Source organism: Neobacillus sp. 114 (genome assembly GCF_030127045.1).
In the GTDB taxonomy this organism is placed as follows: domain Bacteria; phylum Bacillota; class Bacilli; order Bacillales; family Cytobacillaceae; genus Neobacillus; species Neobacillus rhizophilus.
Genome location: NZ_CP126144.1, coordinates 3,776,880 through 3,801,705 on the forward strand (window position 1 = coordinate 3,776,880; position 24,826 = coordinate 3,801,705).

The 24,826-nt window shown below is 38.3% G+C and carries 27 protein-coding genes; 8 read left to right on the top strand and 19 right to left on the bottom strand.

All coding sequences use genetic code 11. The features are described from left to right. Positions 1-134 precede the first annotated feature (134 nt). Together QNN06_RS18280 and QNN06_RS18285 are read left to right on the top strand one after the other, a co-directional pair. Positions 135-1,451, top strand: coding sequence for a neutral/alkaline non-lysosomal ceramidase N-terminal domain-containing protein (locus QNN06_RS18280; protein ID WP_284035685.1), 1,317 nt, complete (start codon positions 135-137; stop codon positions 1,449-1,451). Positions 1,452-2,083: 632 nt separating this feature from the next. After that, a complete protein-coding gene (locus QNN06_RS18285; RefSeq protein WP_217036620.1) occupies positions 2,084-2,305 on the top strand; it encodes a YdbC family protein in 222 nt (73 codons plus the stop codon). Between the two features lie 991 nt (positions 2,306-3,296). On the opposite strand, the gene QNN06_RS18290 is transcribed toward QNN06_RS18285, so the two are convergent. From QNN06_RS18290 to QNN06_RS18300, 3 genes are all read right to left on the bottom strand, one after another. Continuing rightward, the gene (locus QNN06_RS18290) at positions 3,297-4,274 is read right to left on the bottom strand and encodes a M20/M25/M40 family metallo-hydrolase (RefSeq protein WP_284035686.1); all 978 of its coding nucleotides are present in this window, start codon (positions 4,272-4,274) and stop codon (positions 3,297-3,299) included. 371 nt (positions 4,275-4,645) lie between these two features. Beyond that, positions 4,646-4,975, bottom strand: a complete 330-nt coding sequence (locus QNN06_RS18295; RefSeq protein ID WP_217036621.1) for a hypothetical protein — start codon at positions 4,973-4,975, stop codon at positions 4,646-4,648. 86 nt (positions 4,976-5,061) lie between these two features. Then, positions 5,062-5,622: a hypothetical protein gene (locus tag QNN06_RS18300; protein WP_284035687.1), complete on the bottom strand. Its 561-nt coding sequence runs from the start codon at positions 5,620-5,622 to the stop codon at positions 5,062-5,064. Positions 5,623-6,260: 638 nt separating this feature from the next. On the opposite strand from QNN06_RS18300, the gene QNN06_RS18305 reads away from it, so the two are divergent. Beyond that, positions 6,261-6,398: a hypothetical protein gene (locus tag QNN06_RS18305; RefSeq protein WP_165976406.1), complete on the top strand. Its 138-nt coding sequence runs from the start codon at positions 6,261-6,263 to the stop codon at positions 6,396-6,398. Between the two features lie 235 nt (positions 6,399-6,633). On the opposite strand, the gene QNN06_RS18310 is transcribed toward QNN06_RS18305, so the two are convergent. Both QNN06_RS18310 and QNN06_RS18315 read right to left on the bottom strand, forming a co-directional pair. Continuing rightward, on the bottom strand, positions 6,634-7,068 hold the full coding sequence (locus QNN06_RS18310) for a CBS domain-containing protein (RefSeq protein WP_284035688.1): 435 nt from the start codon (positions 7,066-7,068) through the stop codon (positions 6,634-6,636). Between the two features lie 220 nt (positions 7,069-7,288). Beyond that, positions 7,289-8,293, bottom strand: coding sequence for a DUF3231 family protein (locus QNN06_RS18315; protein WP_213119389.1), 1,005 nt, complete (start codon positions 8,291-8,293; stop codon positions 7,289-7,291). Positions 8,294-8,610: 317 nt separating this feature from the next. Between QNN06_RS18315 and QNN06_RS18320 the strand changes: the two genes are divergently transcribed. Beyond that, a complete protein-coding gene (locus tag QNN06_RS18320; protein WP_284035689.1) occupies positions 8,611-10,869 on the top strand; it encodes a beta-glucosidase family protein in 2,259 nt (752 codons plus the stop codon). A 228-nt stretch (positions 10,870-11,097) separates the two neighbouring features. Here QNN06_RS18320 and QNN06_RS18325 read toward each other — a convergent pair whose 3' ends face one another. The 8 genes from QNN06_RS18325 to QNN06_RS18360 all read right to left on the bottom strand — a co-directional run bounded on the left by QNN06_RS18325 (position 11,098) and on the right by QNN06_RS18360 (position 14,459). Beyond that, on the bottom strand, positions 11,098-11,460 hold the full coding sequence (locus tag QNN06_RS18325) for a hypothetical protein (protein WP_284035690.1): 363 nt from the start codon (positions 11,458-11,460) through the stop codon (positions 11,098-11,100). A gap of 16 nt (positions 11,461-11,476) precedes the next feature. Beyond that, positions 11,477-11,833: a hypothetical protein gene (locus QNN06_RS18330; RefSeq protein ID WP_284035691.1), complete on the bottom strand. Its 357-nt coding sequence runs from the start codon at positions 11,831-11,833 to the stop codon at positions 11,477-11,479. 13 nt (positions 11,834-11,846) lie between these two features. Beyond that, a complete protein-coding gene (locus QNN06_RS18335; protein ID WP_284035692.1) occupies positions 11,847-12,029 on the bottom strand; it encodes a hypothetical protein in 183 nt (60 codons plus the stop codon). A 29-nt stretch (positions 12,030-12,058) separates the two neighbouring features. Next, entirely contained in the window at positions 12,059-12,427 is a 369-nt protein-coding gene (locus QNN06_RS18340; protein WP_284035693.1) for an Hsp20/alpha crystallin family protein, read from the bottom strand. A gap of 125 nt (positions 12,428-12,552) precedes the next feature. Then, complete coding sequence (locus QNN06_RS18345) at positions 12,553-12,798, bottom strand: hypothetical protein (protein ID WP_213119384.1); 246 nt, start codon at positions 12,796-12,798, stop codon at positions 12,553-12,555. Positions 12,799-12,826: 28 nt separating this feature from the next. After that, positions 12,827-13,360 carry a spore germination protein gene (locus QNN06_RS18350; RefSeq protein WP_213119383.1) on the bottom strand — a complete coding sequence of 178 codons (534 nt, stop codon included), beginning with the start codon at positions 13,358-13,360 and terminating at the stop codon, positions 12,827-12,829. A gap of 230 nt (positions 13,361-13,590) precedes the next feature. Continuing rightward, complete coding sequence (locus QNN06_RS18355) at positions 13,591-14,103, bottom strand: hypothetical protein (RefSeq protein WP_213119382.1); 513 nt, start codon at positions 14,101-14,103, stop codon at positions 13,591-13,593. A 107-nt stretch (positions 14,104-14,210) separates the two neighbouring features. Continuing rightward, positions 14,211-14,459, bottom strand: coding sequence for a hypothetical protein (locus QNN06_RS18360; RefSeq protein ID WP_213119381.1), 249 nt, complete (start codon positions 14,457-14,459; stop codon positions 14,211-14,213). Positions 14,460-15,007: 548 nt separating this feature from the next. On the opposite strand from QNN06_RS18360, the gene QNN06_RS18365 reads away from it, so the two are divergent. Beyond that, complete coding sequence (locus QNN06_RS18365) at positions 15,008-15,376, top strand: hypothetical protein (RefSeq protein ID WP_284035694.1); 369 nt, start codon at positions 15,008-15,010, stop codon at positions 15,374-15,376. Positions 15,377-15,527: 151 nt separating this feature from the next. On the opposite strand, the gene QNN06_RS18370 is transcribed toward QNN06_RS18365, so the two are convergent. Further along, positions 15,528-15,731, bottom strand: a complete 204-nt coding sequence (locus QNN06_RS18370) for a zinc ribbon domain-containing protein (RefSeq protein ID WP_213119379.1) — start codon at positions 15,729-15,731, stop codon at positions 15,528-15,530. A 215-nt stretch (positions 15,732-15,946) separates the two neighbouring features. On the opposite strand from QNN06_RS18370, the gene QNN06_RS18375 reads away from it, so the two are divergent. Beyond that, positions 15,947-16,240 (top strand): transposase, encoded by a 294-nt coding sequence (locus tag QNN06_RS18375; RefSeq protein ID WP_284035695.1) that lies wholly within the window; start codon positions 15,947-15,949, stop codon positions 16,238-16,240. Between the two features lie 273 nt (positions 16,241-16,513). Here QNN06_RS18375 and QNN06_RS18380 read toward each other — a convergent pair whose 3' ends face one another. Further along, positions 16,514-16,666: a Fur-regulated basic protein FbpA gene (locus tag QNN06_RS18380; protein WP_213119378.1), complete on the bottom strand. Its 153-nt coding sequence runs from the start codon at positions 16,664-16,666 to the stop codon at positions 16,514-16,516. A gap of 512 nt (positions 16,667-17,178) precedes the next feature. Here QNN06_RS18380 and QNN06_RS18385 point away from each other — a divergent pair. Next, on the top strand, positions 17,179-17,340 hold the full coding sequence (locus QNN06_RS18385; RefSeq protein WP_213119377.1) for a hypothetical protein: 162 nt from the start codon (positions 17,179-17,181) through the stop codon (positions 17,338-17,340). Positions 17,341-17,748: 408 nt separating this feature from the next. On the opposite strand, the gene QNN06_RS18390 is transcribed toward QNN06_RS18385, so the two are convergent. The 4 genes from QNN06_RS18390 to QNN06_RS18405 form a co-directional block, all read right to left on the bottom strand. Then, positions 17,749-18,918, bottom strand: coding sequence for a M20 family metallopeptidase (locus QNN06_RS18390; RefSeq protein ID WP_249366796.1), 1,170 nt, complete (start codon positions 18,916-18,918; stop codon positions 17,749-17,751). 46 nt (positions 18,919-18,964) lie between these two features. Beyond that, on the bottom strand, positions 18,965-20,305 hold the full coding sequence (locus QNN06_RS18395; protein ID WP_249366795.1) for a M20/M25/M40 family metallo-hydrolase: 1,341 nt from the start codon (positions 20,303-20,305) through the stop codon (positions 18,965-18,967). Positions 20,306-20,317: 12 nt separating this feature from the next. After that, complete coding sequence (locus tag QNN06_RS18400; protein WP_284035696.1) at positions 20,318-22,120, bottom strand: S9 family peptidase; 1,803 nt, start codon at positions 22,118-22,120, stop codon at positions 20,318-20,320. 108 nt (positions 22,121-22,228) lie between these two features. Then, a complete protein-coding gene (locus tag QNN06_RS18405) occupies positions 22,229-23,800 on the bottom strand; it encodes an ABC transporter substrate-binding protein (RefSeq protein WP_284035697.1) in 1,572 nt (523 codons plus the stop codon). A gap of 127 nt (positions 23,801-23,927) precedes the next feature. On the opposite strand from QNN06_RS18405, the gene QNN06_RS18410 reads away from it, so the two are divergent. Continuing rightward, positions 23,928-24,824, top strand: coding sequence for a LysR family transcriptional regulator (locus QNN06_RS18410; RefSeq protein WP_217036629.1), 897 nt, complete (start codon positions 23,928-23,930; stop codon positions 24,822-24,824). Positions 24,825-24,826: the final 2 nt, after the last annotated feature.

A 24,826-nucleotide genomic window follows, 5' to 3' on the forward strand; every position in this document is an offset into this window, starting at 1 on the left:
TCCTTATAAACCGGTGAAATCAGTCCTACTATGATAGAATCTCGAACTAATTGTCGCAATTTTTAGATTAAATATCATTGCATTTAGTACTGCGTCGACTTCACAATAAAATAATAGATATTGGAGGTGTTTGGATGGTTAAAAAGTTTAGTAGATTCAAATCATTATTTACTTACATAATGGTGATGACAACTCTTTTGCTGGGTGGAGTTGTGTATTCACCATCGTATGGGTTTGCACAGGCAGGAACCAGCGCAGATTTCTCAGCAGGTGTCGCTAAGGTAAGTCTTTCACCAACTCAGAGCCAATTGGCTGGAAAAAAGTTATACATGGGCGGCTATGGCGGCTATATGAGTCGAGGACCTGCTGAAGGTGTGTCTAACGATGGCATTTATGCACGTGCGCTGGCAGTAAAGTCTGGTCAGGATTCTCTTGTCTTCCTTACCATTGATACAACAGTTATCGGCAATGTCATTCTCGATGCCATTCGTCAAGGTGCATCAAGCCAGACCGGGATTCCAGAAGACCATATCGTCATAAGCGCTACCCATACGCATGCCGGGCCAGATTTGAATGGACTATGGGGTGGCGTGCCAGCCGATTATAAACAATTGTTCATTGAGAATTCAATCAAGGCAGTGGTTAAAGCGACAAATCAAATGAAGCATGCCACTATTAGAACGGGTTCCACGACGGTACCGCAGGAGTTAGTCAAAAATCGCCGGGGCCTAGGATATACCGATCATGCATTAGGGATTTTACAGGTACAGTCCGGAAACAAGACATTGGCAACACTGGTAAATTTCGCTGCCCATCCAGTTGTACTAAGGGATGATAACAAACTTCTTTCCTCCGATTTCGTCGGTTCGCTCGAGAAGGAAATTGAGTCACAATACGGCGGCACTGCCATGTTTGTAAATGGTGCCCAAGGGGATGTTGAACCCAATGTAAACTGGAAGGTGCCGGTTTCTGAACAATATACGTTAGCTAAGGATTATGGTCAATCTCTATCAAAATACGTTTTTGAAGCAATAGAAAAGAGCAAGACGGTCCCTCCGGGCATTGCTTTCCAAACACAGAATGTCACCTTCCCGGTGGAAAACCCATCCTTCATCTTCGCCAAAAATATGGGTTTATTTAATGGCTATGCTGCAATGAGACAGGAAGGACTCCAATATTTTTTCGATAGCAAGATTTCTCGAATTACGCTTGGCAAAGGTAGGAACGCCGTTGAAATGGTGACCCTGCCAGGTGAAGCGGTGACTAATTTGGGTCTGAATATTCGAGACCTTATGCCAGGTAACCATAAAATGCTTCTGGGCCTAACCCATGATACGTTAGGCTACCTCATTCCAGAATCAGAATGGAGCACCACAGGTTATGAAGAAACCGTTTCATTAGGAAGAGAAGCTGGGGACATTGTTAGAAGAACGATTGAAGGATTGTATTAATCTATAGGCCATCCTAAGGGTTTCCACACCATTTTCGAATCATTGGTTTGGAAACCCTATTTTAAAAAGTGGCTGCCATATTTATTTAAAGATATCCCTTTTACTAATCATAGATTTGGCAAATCACCTTATAACTTTTGGTTTGGTCAGCCATTGTATTTTTGCATCATTATCATGAGTTAATACCGAGGTTTATTAATTCCCTGAATTAGTTTACATAATAAATTTATGAATTGAAACTTTTTTCTGCGATGTGTTCGTGCAGCCCTGCTTAATCGATCATTGTTATTGACGGTTGTTAGCTGGTAAAATCCCAAAGACAATTACAATTTTTGGGGTTAAAATCAACTTAAGAAAAATATTGAGGTAAAAAAAAATGAGAGAAGAAAACTTTTAAGTAACTACTTATTCCGGTCCAAGTGGGCTTTTAAAAAGCCATTGCGTAGCGATTTCGTTCTTATCATGTTCTAAAGTTGTTTTAGGCTGCATGACAAGATCTAGATAGAACGAGGCGTTGCGGCCAGTGCTGGATTTTTATCGTTGTTCTAGCACTATCTATAGGTGAATAGAGTGGTTTATCGCAACCCGGGCTTGACCATAATAATGGACAGCAAAGGAAATGGAGGAACAGTATGGCGGAGATTAAATATGAGATCACTTCATCAATAGGCAAACTATCCGAATCGCCTAAAGGCTGGAATAAGGAATTGAATCTTGTTAGCTGGAACGGAAAAGAACCCAAGTATGATTTGCGGGATTGGGCACCGGACCATGAAAAGATGGGAAAAGGCATCACACTTACAAAAGAGGAACTGCAGGCTTTGAAGGATTTATTAAATGGGATGGAATTGTGATTTTGAATAGATAGGGCTGACTAGTAAAAAAAGTCAGCCCTTATTTTTTTAGGTTTAATTGGGTGAGGCGTAATGCATGAGAACCGTCCGAGACCGCTGAAAAACAGTCCTAAGTATAAGTTCTTAAAGACATAACGGCCTCGGTTGAGGGTAAATTTTCATTAACAAGCCATTTATTCTGCCCGTCCGTACAAGAAAAGGCTCTCGCTGGTAAAAATAAACTAGTCTTTTCTGCCCGTGGGCACAAAAAAAGTGCCGCACCGGTTAAAATAAGCCTTCTATTCTGCCCATGAGCACAAAAAAAGTGTCCCACTGGTAAAAATGAACCGGTCTTTTTTACCGTGAGCACAAGAAAAGTGTCGCATTGGTAAAAATAAACCGATTTATTCTGCCCGTGGGCACAAGAAAAGTGTCGCACCGGTTAAAATAAGCCTTCTATTTTGCCCGTGAGCACAAAAAAAGTGTCCCACTGGTAAAAATAAACTGATCTATTCTGCCCGTGGGCACAAGAAAAGTGCCACACCGGTTAAAATAAGCCTTCTATTTTGCCCGTGAACGCAAGAAAAGTGCTGCGCCGGTTAAAATAAACTGGTCTTTTTGCCAGTTGGCACAAGAAAAGCGCCTCTATTTAATCAAGGAGATATAATGTGAACCAATGTATTCAACCTAAGTGTATAGGTTTTATTGATCTGTACCTTTCTAATATCTGTTCCACCTTCTCTCCCCTCCAGGTATTATCTACCTATTGTTTGCCTTTTTTAAATTAATTGACATAATAATATTATTCGATATACAAAGAGTGTAATAGCAATTGTTCTATTAACTTAAGAGCTTTTTCCCAAGAATCGGCCTCAATTCCTTATTTTTTAACGCTCTTTTCTCAAGTTTTCATTAATATTCAATGCCTTGAGTTTTGCTTTTACATGATTGTTAAAAAGAAAAAAGGCTGTCGCACACTTTTAGTGAGACAGCCTTTCTTCTTTAATTGGGATTATTTAGAAGTGCTTGTCTTGTCCATAAATTTTAATAAATCTGTTAATAAAACACTAAAAGTAGATAAATGTTCCTGAATTCTTCCTGGAAACGCATTTTCGATAAACTCAATAGTATCGTCTGGTGTATGCCAAACTTCGCCATACTCAACTGTTTGTGTATAGCCATCTAAATCCCCAATTTCCCAGTTGGTGGCTTCTAAATATCCGTAAGGGATTCCTTTCTCTTTAAATGGTGCATGGTCGCTCCAGTCTCCAGTTGTGCCAGCTGGGTAATCAGGGTTCAGTCCTGGATTTGTTCCCACGTTTAGTTTTTTCTTGTCTACGATAGCTAATGCTTGGTTACGAATGAAGCCAGATTCTCCTTCATCTCCATAAACAAACATTTTATCACCAACAGCAAGACTGTCCATATTAATCATCCCGACTGTATTGGCGATTTCATCGGATGTCATATGATTTGCATAATAGCTAGAGCCTTTTAATCCTGTTTCTTCTGCTCCAAATGCGATAAATACAATCGAGTAAGGGGTTTTGATATTCTTTAAAACTTCTGCCGTTTCTAATAGGACACCCACGCCTGAAGCATTATCATCAACGCCTCGCCCTACGGAAACTGAATCATAGTGGGCTCCTACGATAATTTGTTTAGTAGACTTTCCAGGCTTATAGGCAATCACATTTGAAGTTGTAACCTGTTTCCCTCTGCTTGTATAAGTAAATTCTTGTACATCAGTCTCAAACCCAATACGCTCAAACTGGCCCTTAATATACTGTTCTGCTAATCTTTCATTTGCACTACCAGCTACCCTTGGACCGATTTCATAAGCAAGGTAATTCATGTGTTCATAAGCCATCGCACCATTTTTGTGTGCGAGCGATGGATGATATGTAACGGTTTGGGCAGAAACACTCCCAGCAATGGTCATTAATCCAAAAAGCAATGTAACAAAAGACAACATAAATTTACTCTTCACCAAATCACTCCTAACATATTGTTATTTATATAGATTAATATATTCTTATTAAAGAAACAATAGATATGTAAAATTTCCCCATCTAAAAAGCGACAATTCATGGAGTGATGATACGATTTGGAACTGACTGTTAATTGAATACATGCCTTTCGATAAAGTAGGTTTAATATAAAAAATGCCCTATCATTAAGACGGACCTCAGTTAAAATGTTGTTATGAGGAAAATCAACAATAGGGTGGAGTTCTTTTTATTTTCCGAACAGCCTAGCAAAGAACCCCCGTTTTTAGATAAGACTAGCTGTCGTTTACCAAAAAAAGGCGAGATTTTGAAGCTGAAATTTAAAAAAGCCGGATTCCCGGCTTATATTTTTTTAAAACACTACGATTGAAATTTGAAAATCCAGGTCCTCAGACCATTGGATATAACTTCGTATATATATATCACCATTATCAAATGGAACGACATTCAAGGTCCACATGTTAGCTGCACCAAGCCAGGGCACAACTTGACCATCGACAATTTTGATTTCAGTAATAGATGCAAAAACTTTACTCGAGGAATTAACAACGCCCGGTAAAGAACCGTGGGCATCGAAAGTTGCATGCGCCCTTCCAGAACCTATAAATGCATTACCTCCACGATATTCACTATTTTCTACCGGCATAAAATGAATTTTCTTTGGTTGATTGTAACTATACATAAGCCACCCATCCTTTTTTATCTTAAATTATGATAAACAAAAAAATAGCCCGTCAATGGGCTTCTCCAAAGGTTTATCAAAGGTACTTATACTAGTTTGCCACGCTCTTCCTTCACGTTTTTTCTTACTGTATTGCCTAACCATACAAAACCAATTCCGGCAATCAATTGCGCAACATACGTCCCAAATGGAATCAATTCTGCAACAGAGGCTACGATTAAAAGCCACCCTGCCCATCGGACACCTTTCCATGCATTCGCAATTCCGTATAGCAATACTCCAAATAGTAACAAATAGACCGAGAACATATGACCTATAAAGCCGGTTGGCAGTGAATCTAATACTTTAGAATCAAAAGCTAGCAAATCTTCGATTAAAAATGATTGATACCATTTCACACCTAACCAGAGAGATAATCCAATTATTAAAAATATAAAACTAAACAATCCGAACGCTCCGAGATTTTTAAACTGGCCAAAATAAAGTCCGATTGCTCCAAGCAAAACGAAAATGTACCCAACCTGATCTAAATATGTGGCATAAATGGAGTCGGGAGTCACATAAAACCAAACTTGCGTTACAATGATTAGTAAACCACCCAAAACAGAAAAAAGTGCCAAAGCATTTACCAATTTCTGTGATGTCATAACAACACCTTCCTTAGGCAGTATTTCATTCATATCCATTGACCGTGTCATTAGCCGGTTTCACAGACTTATTTCCCAGTTCATTCCCCCTTTGTAAGATTAAGAACATATTAGATACATATGGTTTATGTATTAATATATTCATGGAAATCGCAGCTACAATCATTCATTTGAAAATGGATAAAAGTCCTCTACATTTGTACCTCTGTTTTATAATGCAACAGCTTCCTTCAACCATTCCCTTGGATTGCCTCCACGTCCCTTTGGCCAGGTATACTTAAACTTTTGATCATCTTTCCGGGTATACTTAACACTATTATCCTGAGGCAAATTTAAAACACACTTTCAGCTAGCTGCTTAAATGGTTCATATACAATATGTCTCTTCCCCACGCAAAAAAATAAAAGCATCATTCGCTAAAGAAGAATAAACGTTTTTAGTTCTGATGTCGGTCCTCCGAAAATAACTATGAAGGTCCGAAATTAATGATTATAGTTCAACCGCTAAGTGTTTGCTCTAATATCAGAAATATTAATGACTGGGCTTGTTTTATTTCTAGCCCATTCATCGAACATAAAATCTTCGTCACTGCTGCATACTATATTTATAAAATATTTTAATGAATTGAGGTTTTGAAAATGGATGAAATGAGAACTACAAATCAAGTTGAAGAAGTAAATAAACACCTTAAAGAGATTCCCAAGGAAGTCGAAGCAAGAAGTATTGAAAATCAGCCTCAAACCGGTAAAAACGAGAAAGCCATCGAGCCGTTTTAATCACCTAATACTGTAGGAAAGCCTAAGGTCCGATTTGACGAGGTTAACAATAAAAACAGAGTATGGGAAATTTCCATACTCTGTTTTTATTTTTTGAAATTAATTGCACTACACTGCCGGTTATATATTTGAAGTGGAATTCATCATAATTGATTAATAAACCGCCAATCACTTCTATTATAAAAAGAGTGGCACAGACCCTGGTATGGATCTGTGCTTTTAAAAGTATCCCTTACTATTGTTGTGGTGCAGAAGGAGTTGAAATACTTTGTAATGCCTGTTCTGCTTCGTTTGCATATTGATTTTGTACGGCTAAATCACCTAATGCAACCATTCCTACTATTTGTCCATTTTCGACTACCGGCAGTCGGCGAATTTGCTGCTCTGCCATTAAATCTGCTGCTTGATGAACATCCATATCAGGTGTACCTTGGACGATTTGCTGTGCAGTCATGACTTCAGATACTGGTGTTTGTGCATCTTCACCTTGTGCTGTCGTACGAAGAGTAATATCGCGATCTGTTACAATTCCAACAATTTGTTTGTTGTTATTTACTACGGGGATCGCTCCGATATTATATTCGCTCATTAACGCTGCTGCTTCCTGTACGGTCTGTGTTTCGTTAACTGTAACAACATTTGATGTCATAATGTCTCTTAATTGTGCCATGAAAATTCCTCCAATCATATTTACCTTTATAGGATAGGGAACACTGGCGATATTATTAATGGAAGTTTTTTCAAATATTTCTAAACCCTTTTAACAACCGGTGCTTGAACGATAAAAGGATTTTGTCGTGATGATAGCTCCTTCGCTTATTAAAGTAAAAGGAGTTGATGAAGGATTTTCCAATAATTAAAATGCCCTACCGATTGAAGGGCATTTCTTGTTATTTTTGTTTTGCAATTTCTGTTCTATTAGGTGCAAGCGGAGGCTGTTCTAACCATTTATTTTTCACCATAATATTAAACCAATTATTTGTAACCATAAGATTTTGTAAAATAGTACCCTCATAAGTGGTAACTAGGTCTGTTCGCATGGCTGATGCAAGGCCTGCCCCATAATAGGTTTGTGCAGTTTGAAACAAAAATCCCGTGTGATACATTAATAACTTATCAGAAAATGGAGAATCAGTTGAAATTGTCACTTCAGTTTCCAATGATTTTGGAACTGGTAAGTTATCCGCTTGAAGTATTTTTGCTAATGCTTTTATTTGTCCATCAGCTGTTTTCTCAGATTCAGTTAAAAATTTTCTTACTTCTTTGGATTCCGCCACCTGGCTGAATGCAATAGAAAGGGTTTTAGCCATAATACTTTTTTTCAGGTTAAAAGAAATAGAAATGATTTCTATAGCAGTAAGAGTTCTACCTTTCCCAAAAATACCGTCTTTGAAATCATTGCTTGAAATATATTTAGGGTGTTCATCTGCGTAAAATAATGGGTCTCTCTGAAAAAGTCCTTTATCAAGCAATAATTCAATCGTTTGGTGATACAACTTTTTCGCATCGTTATCACATGAGTCGTAAAAATCCCTTAAGTCTTTTCTAACAGAAATGCTTAATGCAGTGGTATGCCCCAATAATCCATGTAAAGTCATTACATGTAAATAGTTTAGGCAGAATGCATCTGAAAACAATCTCTGTTTTCCTAAATACAAGTCGGATTCATTAAATCCAATTGGAACAGGAAACCCTTCATTCTCAATAAAAGTGATAATTTGTCTCTTTTGTTTTTCGAATGTCTTGAGAGCATCATTAAAAACCGCTTTTATTGCTTTATCTTCAATAATTGAGTACATATATTTATTTACTATATCTATCGCTGTTCCGTTTACATACTCGCCCCACAAAGAACCAATTTCAGAAGATGACAATTTTAATTTTTCCGTATCCATATTTTCACCTCCCTAGTATTATTTCCTGATTTCAGAAGATATATGATTTTCTGGTTTTTAATGTAAGAAGAGAGTTGCTTCCGCCCTTGATAAATTACAAATAAGAAATATTACCCATTACCAAATAATCATTTTTATTTTTTTTAATAGTCAGATAAAAATTTCACAAAAAGTTATAAAAATACCACAAATGGAATCTTGGCATGCTTCATTATAATGAAATTGACATCATTGTGACAGCGTTTTCAAGAGAGAGTACGGAGGTGAAGAGTGAGTTAAAGGTAAAATCTTTATTCCAATTTGGGGAGGTTGGTAAGGTGTTTAAAGTAGGAAAAAAATTTAAGAAACTCGTGTGGTCTACATTTGTATCGAGTGTAGCTGTGGCAGCCTTAGCAGGCGGGGCATTTTCCGCACAGCCAACACAAGTGAAAGCTGAACAGGCTGCTGTTTCATCCCAGCTGCCTTGGATGGATACGTCGCTTTCGCCTGAAAAACGTACCGAACTGCTTATCAATGCGATGACGCTTGACCAGAAAATCCAACAGCTTGCGGGGAAAAGTGGAGCAATCCCGGAGCTTCCGGAATGCGGAAGCCCTGGCAGGCACGTTCCTGGAATCCTTGAACTCGGGATCCCAACGTTCAGAATTACCAATGGCCCTGTAGGTCTAGGCGGCGGTGACTGCAGCCCGCAGGATAAGGCGACTGCATTACCTGTTGCCATTGGGCTAGCAGCCAGTTTTGACCCTAGTCTTGCCTACTCTTTTGGTAACTTAATGGGTGGTGAGGCCCGCACGCTTGGGCTGCACGAACTCGAAGCACCAGGCATGAATCTTGCACGCTTGGGCGAGAATGGCCGTAATTTCGAGTACATGGGTGAAGATCCTTATCTTGCTGGTGTTTTATCCTCTAAAGAGATTCAAGGGATCCAAGATAATGATATTATCGCCATGTCAAAGCATTACGTCCTTAACGATCAGGAACAAAACCGTGGGTCTGTGAACGTTAACATCGACGAAAATGTCCTTCATGAGCTTTACCTGCTCCCATTTGAAATGTCAGTAAAGGATGGCAATGTTGGTTCTATTATGTGCTCCTACAACCGAGTAAGCGGAACCTACGCCTGTGAGAACGACTATCTGTTGAATACAGTTTTACGCGATCAGTGGGGATTTAAAGGGTATGTGCAATCAGATTTCGGTGCCACCCATTCGACTGCCCCAGCGCTAAACGCCGGATTGGATTTTGAAATGCAGAGTGCCAGATTCTTCAACACTGCCAACATTAATGCCGCACTTGCGGACGGCAGCTTAACGATCGATACTGTTAACCAAGCTCTCAGCCGCCGATACGTCCAAATGTTCAAATATGGAATTTTCGACCGCCCGATTGTACGGGGTACGATCGATGCTCAGACGAATGGATCAAAATCGCGCGAAATTGCAGAACAGACAGCCGTATTGCTAAAGAATGAGGGTAACCTGCTTCCGCTCGACCCATCTGTTCATTCTATTGCCTTAATCGGTAAGGCAACCTATGTTGACGCAGCCGTTGCCGGAGGAGGCGGTAGTTCACGGGTAAGTCCGCTTTATACCGTTTCACCACTAAAGGGACTTCAAAATACTTTAACTAAACTAGGCTCTAACGCAGCGATTACCAAGGTAACCGTGGCTAATGACAATAGTAATCTTAACGAAGCTGTTGCTGCGGCTAAAAATGCCGACATCGTCATCCTTATGGCTGGTGTTGTAACCAGCGAAGGCCGTGACCGCCCTAGCCTGTCCTTGCCGGACAACCAGGATGAAATGATTTCAGCTGTGACGGTAGCGAACAAGAAAACGGCTTTAGTCCTTAAAGATGGAGATCCTGTTCTTATGCCATGGGTTAATGAAGTCCCATCGATACTAGAAGCATGGAATCCAGGTCAAGAAGATGGGAATGTTGTTGCAAACCTGTTATTTGGTCTAGCCAACCCTTCCGGAAAGCTTCCAGTGACTTATCCAGTTTCCAAAGCGGACACACCAACAAGCACTCCAGAGCGCTACCCAGGCGTTAATAAAGGTGTACTCGACAGCACTGGCAAAGAGATTCCGCAAGTGTACTATTCTGAAGGTCTTGAGATGGGTTACCGCTGGTACGATGCACAAGGCATCAAACCTCTCTTCGCATTTGGTCATGGTCTGTCTTATACCAACTTTGACATCTCTAAATTAGTTGTTACGCCTAAGACAACGGACGGGACTAAGAAAATTCAGGTATCCTTCTTTGTAGAAAATACCGGTAAAGTAGCGGGTGCGGAAGTGCCGCAAGTATACTTAGGTCTGCCTAAAGTGGCGAATGAGCCGCCTAAACGTCTTGTTGGATTTGAAAAAGTCTGGCTCAAACCAGGTGAAAAGAAACGTGTGACGGTTACCATTGACCCAGCAGCAAGCAACCACCCGCTATCCATCTGGGATTCCAATGCTGATTCTTGGAAGACTTTAGATGGTGAATACAAAGTGTACGTTGGCAACTCTTCTGACAACATTACTTTAACAGATTCCATCAACGTGCGGACCCCAGCTGGCCATAGTAAATAAGACAGTCTAATAAGTAAAGAAGCTGGCGAAAACGTACTGTTTTTCGCCAGCTTCTTTTTTGTTTAAATCTGATAGCTATGATTTTTTTATGAAACCAGGCATTTAAAACTATAATTGAAGTTCTACCAATATGTCTCCTTACAATAATCACTCGTAAAAATGCTCAAAGCAGTGCGATTTCAATTGTGAAATCCACTGCTTTCGAGGGGCTGACTCCCAGATTCTGAATCAGAAGGAATTGGTATCATCTTTGACAGCATTATTACTATTTTCCTCATTCTCATCATTCACTTCTTCAATATGAAGTTCTGAGTTTAACATCTCTTGTTGAATTTTATCTAATGCCTGTCCATTTTGTTGTTGTTCTAATAAATCATAATGGAATATATCACTAATCGCATTCTCATCGATTGATGCTATAATTTCGTGGATATCGTTATGATCACCGGTTATCGAGCCAAATCCTTGGGTTTGTTTTTTATAATTGACAAAGCCGCTTGGAAAATTGGTTCCAAGATTAACACAGGATGCACCCTCTACCGTTCCGATTGAAATCGATCCAATAAAAAAAGCGGGGGAAAAACGTTTCAATATCAACATCCCTTCCCTAATTCATGGTATAAGACACTGGCTTTCCATTTATGTTTATTTGAATGTCATCCCTTTTTTCTATTTGTCCTTTTTGTGAATTCTTTTGAACAGCCGGATTTTTAGGAAGCTGCTTGCGATTGACGTTGGGAGAGAACGTATTTCCAAGATTCAACATGCCGCTCAACTCTTTTATATCCAACTTTTCAAGCTGGAATGCTAGTTCAGCAATATTTAATTCTTGTAGATGAAGATCTTTCACGTCCATTTTTACAATGACGGATGGATTGTTTTTATCGTGGAGGGATTTCTCAAGTGTGCTGAACTTTTGGAATAATTCATCAAGCTTTTTTAGTAGATTTTCTTGGTCCATCAATCTCCATTCCCTTTTAAGAGTGTTTCTCTATCACTCCTGCATTTGATTTGACTTTATTATTTCCTTTAATGGTCCCAAACCCTTCGTTGATCACAACTTCGTTTTTTCTTCCCTTTATGATGTTTGTTCCCACCAATAATCCTGAAGAATCTTTTATATCGTTAATTTTTAATGAACCGTATTTAATGGATGTCATGATCAATCTCCCTATTATTTTTCTTTTTTTTAAAAAGGGATTGTTATTAATAAAATTCCCCTATCAAAGATGGCCTGAAGTTGTTCCAAATGACACTCTTCTGGAATCGTTATCTCCCTTCGAAAAAAACCGTAAAACCGTTCGCTGCTGATTACTTTCATATCATCATCTATATAATCTTTGTTAATGTTTCCTTCAATTGTTAAGATACGATTCATTCGTTTTACAGACAAGTCCTCTTTCCTGGCCCCGGCGAGCTCAATGGAAAGTATGAAGTTCTGGTTTAATTTGTATACATCCATCCTTGGTTCCACAAATGGTGAGATTTCCTGCAATAATTCGGAGAAATCCTCTCCTAACATCTGTTTGACGTTAGAACGCAAATGAGGCTTTATCACCCATTGAAAACCTCCCTACTACGGCTAGTCTTATATATATCATTATGTTCTGTTTAGAAAGGTCATGCCTAAAAGGCCAATAAATCTGTAATAAATAAAAATGGGCAGATACTTTAAATTTAAACTTAAAGTACCTGCGCCTGAGCACCAGGTATAACATCTGGATCAATCATATTTCCATCATTTACATCATTATCAATAATCGGGTTGAAATTTTGTATATTAGTAATAATACCACTTTGCTGAGCAAATCCGTTGTTCGTCTTTCTGTGAGCTGACCAACCGGTTAATTGGTTTTCCCCAACTGATACGTCAGAGTTTGTATCTTGATGATTTACATTAATGGCTCCAATTACTATACTAATCGCCAAATCTCTCACCTCAATTTCAGTGGGATTTTTATTTCTGAAACTTATCGCTTATTGGAGAGTCAATCACATCATTATCAATCACGATATTGGTATTGGATGTTAGCTGACTAATTCCTGCCGTTCTCCCTGTTCCCTCATTTGTTTTCCTATGGGCACTCCATCCATTTAGGAAGTTATCTCCAACTGAAACTGCTGCATTTGTAAATAAACTGTTTACGTTTATTTCCTTAATATCAATTTGTTTCGGCCCCTCTGGCTGTCCGTCCATGAGAGTGACTGTATGATTTTCGGTTGGGGCGTCAATTGGTTGTATATCTTTCCTTCCATCCATGTAAGTCACTGCATGACTCTCCATGGGGCTGTCAATGACATCATTATCAACCACTAAGCTAAACGTTTCGGCGACTTGTGAATGATACACTATGCCAAAACCGTGATTATTTTTGTGATGAGAGGACCAGTTATTCACAGTATTTATTCCGACAAATATTCCCGATGCTGTATCAAGGGAATTTACATTAATTCCCTTGATTATAAGATTAGTCACGCGTCTTTTTTGCATCCTTAGCCTCCCACACACATTTTTCTTCAAAAGGGCAAGTGCCGTTTTTGGAAAAAGTTTTTAATAATAAAATATGATTAGATATATGTCTTGGTTCTTCACCATTCTGATGGCATACAATATGTGGTAACACGAAATATTACTGGCATGGGATTTAAATAATAAAAAACCTTCCGGTAGGAATCAAACGGAAGGTTTCTTGGAATGCTTTGTAGGAAAAAAGGGTTAAATCATAATTCTTTTTCAATGATTGCGATTTTGATATCACGATCATCCATGACTGCATCTATAGTATCTTGATCATTAGTTAAATTGATATTCCCCATTAGCTGAATATTATTCCCATTTAAATTACCGTGATTGGTATTTTCTTTTTGATTAGCATCAATCCCATTAACATGACCCTTGCCAACGAATACCGAGCTTCCTGGCTGCATCGAATTGACGTTTACACTATTAAGATTAAGATTTGTTAAGTTGTTTTCATCACTTGAATTCTCGAGGGCAATATGAATGTCCCGATCATCAATTGGTGTATCAACTATGTCAGGATCAATTAGGATGGAAGTATTGCAAAGCAGCAAATTAGATTGTCCGCCAATACTTCCGAACACACTGTTTTGCTTGCCATGAGCACTCCAGCCGATTGCAGTATTTTGCTCCCCTATAAAAATACCACACTGTCTCTCCATTGTTTGGACATGAATGTTACCTGCAAAAGTAAAATCTGTAGTTTTACCCATTTATGGTTCACCACTTTAGTTCATTATGAATGAGGTTTTATGCTTTAATTTATGTTCATGAATCTTGGATTGTGCACTCACCTAAAAAGCCGCGTCTTACTGTTTGCTTATATATTCGTTGCAATGATCGGCTTAATATCTTGATCAAAGATAACCCCATCTATAATTTCAAAACTATCCGCGACACTATTTATATTTCCGGCATTAATGGTGTTAATACCGTAAATTCCCCCTGAATTTAAATTGTATTTCCTGTTAGCATCCATCCCATTTACAATACCTTCACCAACAAAAATGGCGGAACTAGGTTGAGGAGAATTTATGTTTAATATTCCTACGTTAACAACTGAAGCCACCCAAATTCCCTCCTATTCTCCCGTTACTGTTAATTATTTTATGTTCATACCATAAAGTGTGGAACATAAAATCGACATCTCAAAAATACACCAAAACAGCAGCAAAAGAATGGATCTGCGAATACAGTTCACCTGAACAAGAAACTCTTGCTTACATTAATTTGTATAAAAATTATTAAATTAAGAGGTGCTCATTGGTATTACCTTATTTTTGTATAAAAATAAAGTGCTTGGCAATTTTAATAACAAGTGATTACTAAGGAAAAATTGGAAATATAAAAGGGATTATTCTATAACTCGAATATCGGTGGTTTTTTGCGTATAGAGGGGTTGATAGCATGTCAGTTAAACAATATTGGAAAGAAATAAACAATAAGAGTGAACGGGTTTCGTCTTTAATGCATTCTTTTTGGCGTGAGCATTCTGACTGAGGAAACTGGCAGTTCTGGGTCATCCTACTCTTCTTGCTTGTTCCGCTGATTGTGCTTCTAATTCAGCTTAACCGAAATAGAAGTCTTGAAATTCTTTTCTTTGGCTACACAGTACATATGTTATGGACATATACAGACCTCATACTTATAAGACAAGGTTATGTAGACCATCGCTATTTCCTAACGCCATTCTTGCCACAAGCCTTAGGCATTACAGCATCCCTTATCCCTGTTTCCTTTATGCTTGTCTATCAATATTGCCTGAATCAAGATAAACCTTTCATTATATGGACTACTGGACTAAGTGCCATACTTGCTTTTGTTTTTGCACCTATTGAGAAGTGGATGGGTCTAGTTTCCATCTATAAGGGATTTACGATTGTTCATCTATTTTTTATAGATATTGTTATTACAATGATTTCCTATGGGCTGACGAAGTTTTTTGTAAGGTTTTATACAGCAAGACAGTCGAATTTGGACAACTAAATCTTTTTTCATAAAAACGTAAAATGGGGTCAGTCCCCCAGTACGTTAAAGCTTTAGTGCACTGGGGGACTGACCCTTAAATCCTGCCTTTAAGATATTTAATGAATATCTTCGATTCACTTTACATAATAAAATTATGGTTAATCTTTTATTAACCAAAGAATAAATCTAATATATTGGACGTTTTAGAAGATTGCTTATTATAGAATTCCGAGTAACCACATTTTTTACAATACACGACTATAAAGGTATTGTGTTGAATATCTAAGATTTTCGATAAACCTGTTCCCGTCATCGCCACTTCCTTTGTTCCTGCATCTTTGCTTCCGCATTTTATACAGCCTTTTTCAGACATACATGTTCTCCTCCCACAAATAACCAATTTAGTTTCCCTATAATACGAAGGTTACTTGAAAAGGTTTCAGTTGATTTATAGAGCATTGTCCTGCAGCCACTCCTTGCTCTATGAGGAACAATAAAGAAACCGCTGGAAGGCTTTACTTTTCAGCATTTACTTAGTATGTTTAATCCCCTTTTATTTCGTGAAGAATGATAAGCGAGGTGATACTGATGAAGCTCCTTTTCATTATCGGAAGTATTGTACTCCCTATATTAATGGTTGTACTTCAAAGAAAATGGTCCATAATAAAGATCATATTTGATTTAACAGCAATCCTATCGGCACTTATTTTTGGAAATATTTCTTCAATCGCCATTTTTGAGATTATCAAAGATGATAAAGTCTTTATGACTAATATTCATGGGGTATTTCTAAATCCCTTCTTCCTTATGACAGGCGCTTACTTGGGGCTGTATTTTCTATATATCCTTGTTTTACGAGTAATAAATGATATTAAAAACTAACCAAAAAGTTTAGAACTCTATTCCATATAGTTGCTTTCGAACCAGTCTGCAGTGTATTATCATAAAACATTCGTAATAGATCAACGTTCATCTATCACTTTACCGATCATGCTCTAACATTAAATATCATTTTAATGCAAACCGTTGATAATAAAAATAATCCGCCCCAATCACGTTTGGAGCGGATTATTTATTAATGGATTATTGTACTTTGTTCTCGATTGGTATGTTTTTTATATTGGTTCCGCATAGCCTACAGAACGCACAAGGTCATTAGTGCCCATAAAATTTAACCTCTTTTTCAAGTTCATTCAATGTCAACTCATAAAGATGCTTGTTATTTTTTTTATAGATTCCTTGTTTAATGAGCTTGTTAATTAAATGCTTCTTTTTTAACTGAACAGCTTTTCGTAGTAAATTTCCCATTTTATATCACCTCTATTTATAGAAGAAGCTGGCAATCATGATTAGGTTTGAGGCATGGTATTTTATGTTCCCTGTAAGTTTATTAGCCAAAGAATCCTTTATAAATTTCCTTTTTTGTCTTCTGAATCGATTTTTCATAAAGTTTCAACCCTTTCTATTATTTTTTAATTTATTTGGCTTCCGCCTTGTGTTTATTTTTTAAATTCTCGTTTTTTTAAACTGTACTGATTTAAGCTCCTATCACTAATTCCTCCTTTCGAGTAAGTTATTTTCTCTACTCCGTTCCCCTTGACTGTTGTCATTATAGACAAGCAATCTATCAAAAATATGTCGATTTATCTGGAATTATTAACTCTTAACTGAATTGTTAACTCTCTTTAAAAAAAGAAAGACTTGTAATCAAGCAGTAGTTCATACTTAAACTTTGCCCCTACGTTTAAAATGGGGAAAAGTCCAAGCACTTTCAATTTTTTCACATATATTACTGTAAAGATTCGAGGTGGAAGTGGACTATGGAGATAGTTGTTCTGTTTACTATAGAGGAGGCAGAGACCCGAATCCAAAACAGGATCAATGAGATCATAAATAATAACGATCAACCAAATTATGAAAAACTCCCTGGGCTCATTGAGGCCTTAAAAATAATACTAGAATGCAATAAAGCGGAGAATTAACTGATTCTCAGCTTTTTTGCATTCTAATTTGAAATTGTAGTATAAAAGTGTTTAAAATTTCATTAGAAGAGCCCCCTTCGGATAATTAACCTGAAAGTTCCTCATATGATGGGTTTACTTGAAGAATTTTACCTTGTCATCCATTCGTTAGATCTTACCTTTAAGATATTTAATTGTATAGCTTCTATTGAGTTTACATAATAAAATTATTGTATATAAACATTAATAATTGTTCATTCTATAGTATTATCCAATATTCCTCTAAAATGAGGAAGCCTCTAAAATCACTTCTTACCTTTATCAGCTTTTCGTACAAAACAAACATCCACAAACGTTGAAGTACAACATTTGTGAGTGTTTAATCTAGTAAAATATTAGGAATATCCAAATCGTTACCTCAAAGGTGGATTATTTTTGTTTTTCCTTAAATTGTGTAGTCCGGTGCATATGGGTCAATCTGCTGATGGTTTCTGCCAGCAACGCCGTTCGTTCAGGTAATGATGAAATGTCTAAGTACTCATCATCCCTATGGCCGTTCCCGCCTTTTGGTCCTAGCCCATCGACAGTTGCGATGCCCATTGAGCTGGTGAAGGAGCCATCTGAACATCCTCCTCTAAATGACTCTTTAATTTCAATCCCCATTTCATTCCCAATGTCCTGCACTAAACCAATCAATTCAATCGATTTCTTGGTCTTCACCATTGGAGGCCGATTTAACTGGCCTGCTAGTTTGATTTTTGTCCCTTTGATGTTAGGTTCAGAGCAAATCTCTTTCATTTTCTGCTCCACTTCTTTTATTTGCTCCAATTTTGTGATCCTTACATCCACTTCAGCTTCCGCAATGGGGGCGATTGTATTGGCGGAAGTTCCTCCTTTTAACAATCCAACATTAACGGTGATGCCTTTCTTATAATCAGTGATTTTATGCAATTTTATGGTTTTATAAGCGATTTCTTCAATCGCGCTGCGGCCCTTTTCATGCTCAGATCCTGAATGAGCAGGCACACCTTCTACTTTAATTTTGTACCTTGCTCCGCCCTTTCGCTGCGTTACAATCGAACCATCTTTCCCTGCCGCTTCCATAATAAGGGCATACTCTTTATCTTTTCCTATCTGTTCGATAAGAGATCTTGAGTGTCTCGAGCCGATTTCTTCGTCACTATTGAGAACAATTTCAACATTCTTATACGCATCATCTTGCCTCTCAACCAATGATTTCATGGCAAATAGGACAGAAACCAAGCTTGCCTTCATATCGACGACACCAGGTCCATAAGCATAATTCCCCTCTATCTTAAAAGGCCGCTTTTCTGCCGTCCCTCTTTGAAAAACAGTATCCATATGGGCGACAATCATTACTTTGGGATCGATGGCATCAGGGTGCCTGATCACCAGATTATTTCCTCGTTCCTCATGGGGATGGACATGTACATCAAAACCGATTGATTCATATTCTTTTGATAAAACAGCACCTATTTCATCAATCCCTTGCTTAAAATAACTGCCGCTATCCATATTCACCAGCTTCTCTAAAAGATTCAGCATGTCCTCCATCTTCTCATTATCTATATCTTTCAACTTCTCCACTCCTAACATTTTATTACCAATAAAAAGCAAGCATCATTTAAAATTCATGGATGACTAGTGCAGCAAATTTGATTCCTTCGATAAAGTCATCGATATAAATATTCTCATTGGGAGCATGATTGTGAGAGCCAGCATGACCAACTCCAAATCCTACTGCTGGAATACCAAACTTTTGACAAAGGGTATACATTGGACCAGTACCTGCCTGTGACCTCATGACTTGCGGCTTCTTTTCGAAGAATTTCTCTGCACTGCTGACCACTTTCTGAACAAGAGCGTCATTCAATTTTGTCAAAGCAGCCCGCTGCCCTTTCAAGCGGACGATTTCAATATCCTCAAATCCATGTTTATCCAAGTGTTTCCTTAACAGCTGCAAAATTTCATCAGGATCTTGTTCAGATACTAACCGGAAATCAATTTTTGCTTTTGCCACAGAGGGTAATACCGTTTTTGCTCCTTGTTCGGTATACCCTGATTCCATTCCACAAATCGTACAAGTAGGTTGAAAGATTAGTTTTTCTTTGAGATTGAAACCTGTTAAGTTATTTAAATATGATTTGAGTCCAAGCTGCTCTAATTCTTCCTTTTCTTTATAATCGATGGACTCTGTTAATTCTTTTTCCTCAATGGTCATCTCTTGAATCCGATCGTAAAAACCGTCTATTAAGATTTCTTCCTGTTCATTCTTCAACGTACTTAATGCCCATACCAATCTCCAAGCAGGGTTTGTGACAATCGCTGCCTTTGCTGAATGCAGATCTACATTTGCCCCTTTTGCATGCAATTCTACATAGAGCATTCCTTTACATCCAAGTGTGATCTGCAGCCTCCCATCGGTACTTTTAAAGCCATTTTCCCAAATGCATCCGTCCGTTGTTAATTTATCAGGATGCTTTTCGGTAAATTCGGAAAGATGAGGACTGCCAATCTCTTCTTCCCCTTCAATAATAAATTTAATATTGATTGGCAACTCCTTATATACCTGCTGATAAGCATGAATGGCACATATTCTTGAAAGTAAGGTCCCTTTGTTATCAGCCGTCCCTCGTGCGAATAATTTTCCGTCTCGAATCTCTGGAGAAAAAGGCGGACTTTCCCATAATTCAATTGGATCCTCCGGCTGAACATCATAATGATTATAGAAAGTAAGGGTTCTGTCTTTGCCGGAATTTAATTCTCCATAAACAATGGGATTTCCCGACGTTGGTATGTTTTCTACTGCAAAGGATAATCGCTGTAAGTACTGTTCTACTAGATTAACGGTTTCTTCAGTACCACGGTTTTGAGCAGCAACACTTGGCTGCCTGCAAATTTCCATTAACCAATCCAAATACATTTCTTTATGATCTTCAATATATTGATAGATATCTTCTATCAAAAGAACGCCCCCTTACTTTTCCATGGTTGATTTTGTTAAATGCTTGAGAAAAAATTCAATGGTATTTTGATGCATCACAATGTGATTTGCTCGTTTTTCAGTCTGATGTCCTTCATTATCGAAAACCGTTAGTTCCACTTCTTGACCCCGTGCTTTCATATCCGTCACAAGCTGCTCTGATTCACTGACTGGTACACGAGTATCATTCAGTCCGTGGAATACCAACAACGGAACCTTTATTTTATGGGCATGATGTAAAGGAGCAATTTCATCAAAGAAATCACTTTCTTGATCTAGAAAACCATATTCACACTCTCTTAGCCTGCGCCTCCATGCACCTGTATTGGTTAACAAGGTTCGTAAATTCGAGATTCCCACAATATCAACGCCAGCTGCCCATACATCAGGATAATGAGTAATCGCTGCCAATACCATAAATCCACCATAACTTCGTCCCATAATACCTATGTTGTCCGGGTCGACTTGATGGGTTTCTATTAAATCCTTCACCAGCCATACAAGGTCTTTGACAGAGTCCATTCTTTTACGGGCATCGTCCAGTTGAATATAGGTCCTGCCATATCCGCTGCTGCCACGGACATTAGGTGCTGCCACCGCAAAGCCTTGACTGGCCAAATACTGAATCACAGGGTTAAATTCTGCTTTCGTCTGTCCTTCCGGTCCACCGTGAACATAAATAACAGCAGGCTTATTTTTTTCATTCTCTTGATTATAGAAAAAGTAAGGAACCTCCAATTGATCAAAAGAGGTAAAAGAACATAATTGGGGTTCAACAGAGTGGCGAGAAACTGTATCAGATTCACTGATATTCGTTAATCGTTTAACGCTTCTAGAGGATATCGAATATTTCCAGATGTCTCCCGGCATAGAAGGTGTCTTCAATGTAAAGATAAATTCCTCATTATTCATCCAGGAAATGGATTCAATCACACCTGCAGGAAACCCAGTAATTTCTTCTTTTTTATTCGAATGAGGTTCATACAACCATAAGCGCAAGTAGCCCGCTTCGTTTACCGTTAAGGCCAGTCTTTGTTCCTCAGGAGACTTCTTGATTTCTTCAATATCCCATTCAGGCCAATGGACAAGTTTCTTTAATTTCTCGGGGGCGGCAAAAGAAAAGCTGCTTATATAATAGGTCTCTGCTCCAAAATTTGTTAACAGATAGCCTCCATCTCCGTTTTTTTTCATTACTACATTTTTGTAACCAGCTGCTTGTTTGTCATTTCCGATTCTGGTTTTTTCCTGTGTCTTCAGATTGAATCGGTAGATGGCATTGTCAAGGTTGGATTCCGTAATGCTGATTAATATATTTTCATTATCAATCCAGCTAAGCACATCGCAATTTCCGTCGTATTGAAAGACCGTCTTTGATTCCTTTGTTTCAAAGTCTACGATAAATACATCGAAATAGCCTGGTTGACGGCGGTTGCTCGTATAGGAAACATACTTATTATCTGGTGACCACCCTCCTACATAGTGAAAATGCTCTGGCGATTGAACCAATGGTTCTACCGATGAACTCCCTTCGCGGTATAGGTATAACTGCTGTTTTTCATTCCCCTTCCAGTCCATTCCAATAACTGTCATTTTTCCGTTAGGTGCATGATAAATCCCAAGCGTACGCTCTTCCATGCTTACGTATGGCACTGGCTTTTGCTCCTGATCAAGAGTCCAAACTTGCGGAAGGCCTGTCAAATTAGAAACAAATGTAAATGTCCCATTACCAGGAATGAATTGTGATTTAAAGGCTGAAGGTACATTTAAAAAGTCATCCAAGATGTTTTGATTATTCATTACGGTTCCTCCTAATAATCATGGAATGATGGATATTTCCGTTAAAGAAATACTCCACCCGCTAATCAGCCATGGATAATTGGGAGGAGTATTTCTCTTATGGAGCTTCTACTGTTTCTTTTTTACGTTCCAAGGAATAGCTCCTTGGAAAGGAGTAAAGCCTTCAAGTTTGTTGCTGGTAGTCATGATGGTTGAATAATGCCCAAATAGAGTAAACGGCAAATAGTCATCCCACATGTAGGTTTGTAATTCTTCCCAGAGCCCTTTCGCTTCTTCTTGTGAAGCTGAAGTTCTAATCTTAGCAAGCAAGTCCGTAATCTTTTGGTCATTGGTCCAGCCAACGTAATCCGGATTCACCACCAATAACTGTGATGGAGTGGTGACATATCCTGTTCCCACAACCATGATATCCCAGTTATCTGGATTCTCCCTTCTTTCGATAAGAGTCGGCCAGTCAAATATTTCCAGCTTCACCTTCATCCCAATTTGTTCTAACTCCTCTTTCATCACAACCGCCGAGTTATACATATAATCGTAATCTCGTGTAGAATACAGGGTGATTTCCTCTCCCTTATAACCAGCTTCCTTTAGCTTGGTTTTGGCCGTATTAGGATCGGCAAGATTATAAGACTCTTTTCCTGCGCCAGTGGCCCAGTCTACTTGTTCCGTGCTCATATAACCTGGACTTAATTTGAATAAATCCTTATGTCCAAAGCTTGCAAGCATGATAGCGTTCAAATCTAATGCAGTATTGACAGCATCCCTGATTTTTTGGTTCGTGAACAATCCATGCTTTTTGTTGTAGGATACATTTAATGTACCTCCATCAAAAGATACATAGGTTTTTAGATTTTTATCACTTTTCAACTGTTCATAATTGTCATAAGGCATGTAGGTCGCAATATCATACTGGCCCGTTTGGACTCCGGCCATTCTAGTTGACGGGTCCGTTACAATATAATAATAGACTTCATCGACATAGGCCGTTTTTCTTCCGGCAATACCACTGGGTTCCTCATCGACAGCTGCGTAATCATCAAAGCGTTTTAATCGAATATATTGATCTTGTTTCCATTCAACATATTCGAAAGGACCGGTCCCGATATATTCGGTTACGCCATCTTTTCCAGCAGATTCAATGATTTCCTTTGGCATAATGGCTGGAAATTGACCACGTCCTGCCATAATATCTAACACATCTGAAGCAACCGATTGTAATTTTAGTTCTACGGTATAATCATCCTTCGACTCGAAATTTGCACCGCTTAACAGTAATTTTGCCCGGGATGACAGTTTCAGCCATCGATTCATCGATGCCGTCACATCCTCAGCCTTCATTTCCTTCCCATTATGAAATTTAACACCCTTCCTTAAGTGAAACGTGTAGATTAAACCATCGTCACTCTTATCGATTGACTCTGCTAACATCGGAACTGGCTGCTGCTTGGCATTTTGGGTAACCAATGTTTCATAAATATTTCTGGTGACCTCGAGGGCAACGGTTTGTGTCGTTAAATGAGTGTCTAGTGTTGGAGGCTGTGCGTTAAGTGCAATTTTTAAAATTCCGCCTGTTTGTTCGTCAGATGCCGCTTTTTTCGTCGTTTTACTCGTAGTTTCACTGCTGCATCCAGACAGCAAAACCAATAAAACCACCATGAGAATTGAAAATTTTTTCACCATCTTCATCCTTTCAAATTTATGTTTACAGGACCTTTCACCTATTCCTATCATAAAATTGGTATTGTAATATTCTTAATAAGGTGTAAATTCTGTCATTTTTACAAAAATATGACTAAAGGAGGTAACAATGGATTATCATCTTCTCACTTTTGTTACAGTTGCCGAGAAAAAAAACTTTACGCGTGCGGCCGAAGCACTACATATTTCTCAATCAGCTGTTACTTTATCCATTAAAGTACTGGAGAAACAATATGAGTTAAAGTTGCTTGACCGAAGTAATAAATATGTGCGATTAACAAAGGCTGGGGAAATCTTGTATCAGCATGCAAAGCAAATTCTATCCCTATATGACCGGATGAATCGGTTAATCGATGAACTGACTCATTCAGCAAGCGGAATTCTTACGATTGGTTCCAGCTATACATTTGGGGAATATTTACTTCCTAGAATCATTTCAGAATTTACAGAAGAATTTCCACTCATTAAGCCTAATATCGCCATTCGGAACTCCCATCGTATTATTTCACAGCTGCTTCGTGGCGAATTGGATTTAGGCATTGTTGAAGGTGTGGTAGAGAATCCTAAATTGCATATTCAACCATTTGCCCAAGATGAAATGGTCCTGATTGTCTCACCTAAGCATCCACTTGTATCAAAACAAGAAGTAGAACTGCAGGGCTTAAAAGATGAAACATGGATTATTCGTGAGAAAGGTTCTGCGACCCGTCAGGCTATCAATCAACTTTTCTTAGAAAATAATTTCTCACCTAACGAAATTCGCTCTTTTGGAAGCTCTCAGATTATTAAAGAATCGGTTGAAGCCGGTTTAGGGATTTCTATTTTATCTATTCATACCATTCGTAAAGAAATGGAACTCAAATCATTACATACCTTAAGAATTAAGAACAACCCGCTCATTCGTAATTTTTGCTTTGTTATCCCTAAGATGGACCTTCAACCTAGATCCGTTAGTTTATTTTTATCCTTTCTAGAAAACTACTCAACCTTAGACATTTTCGTTTAATT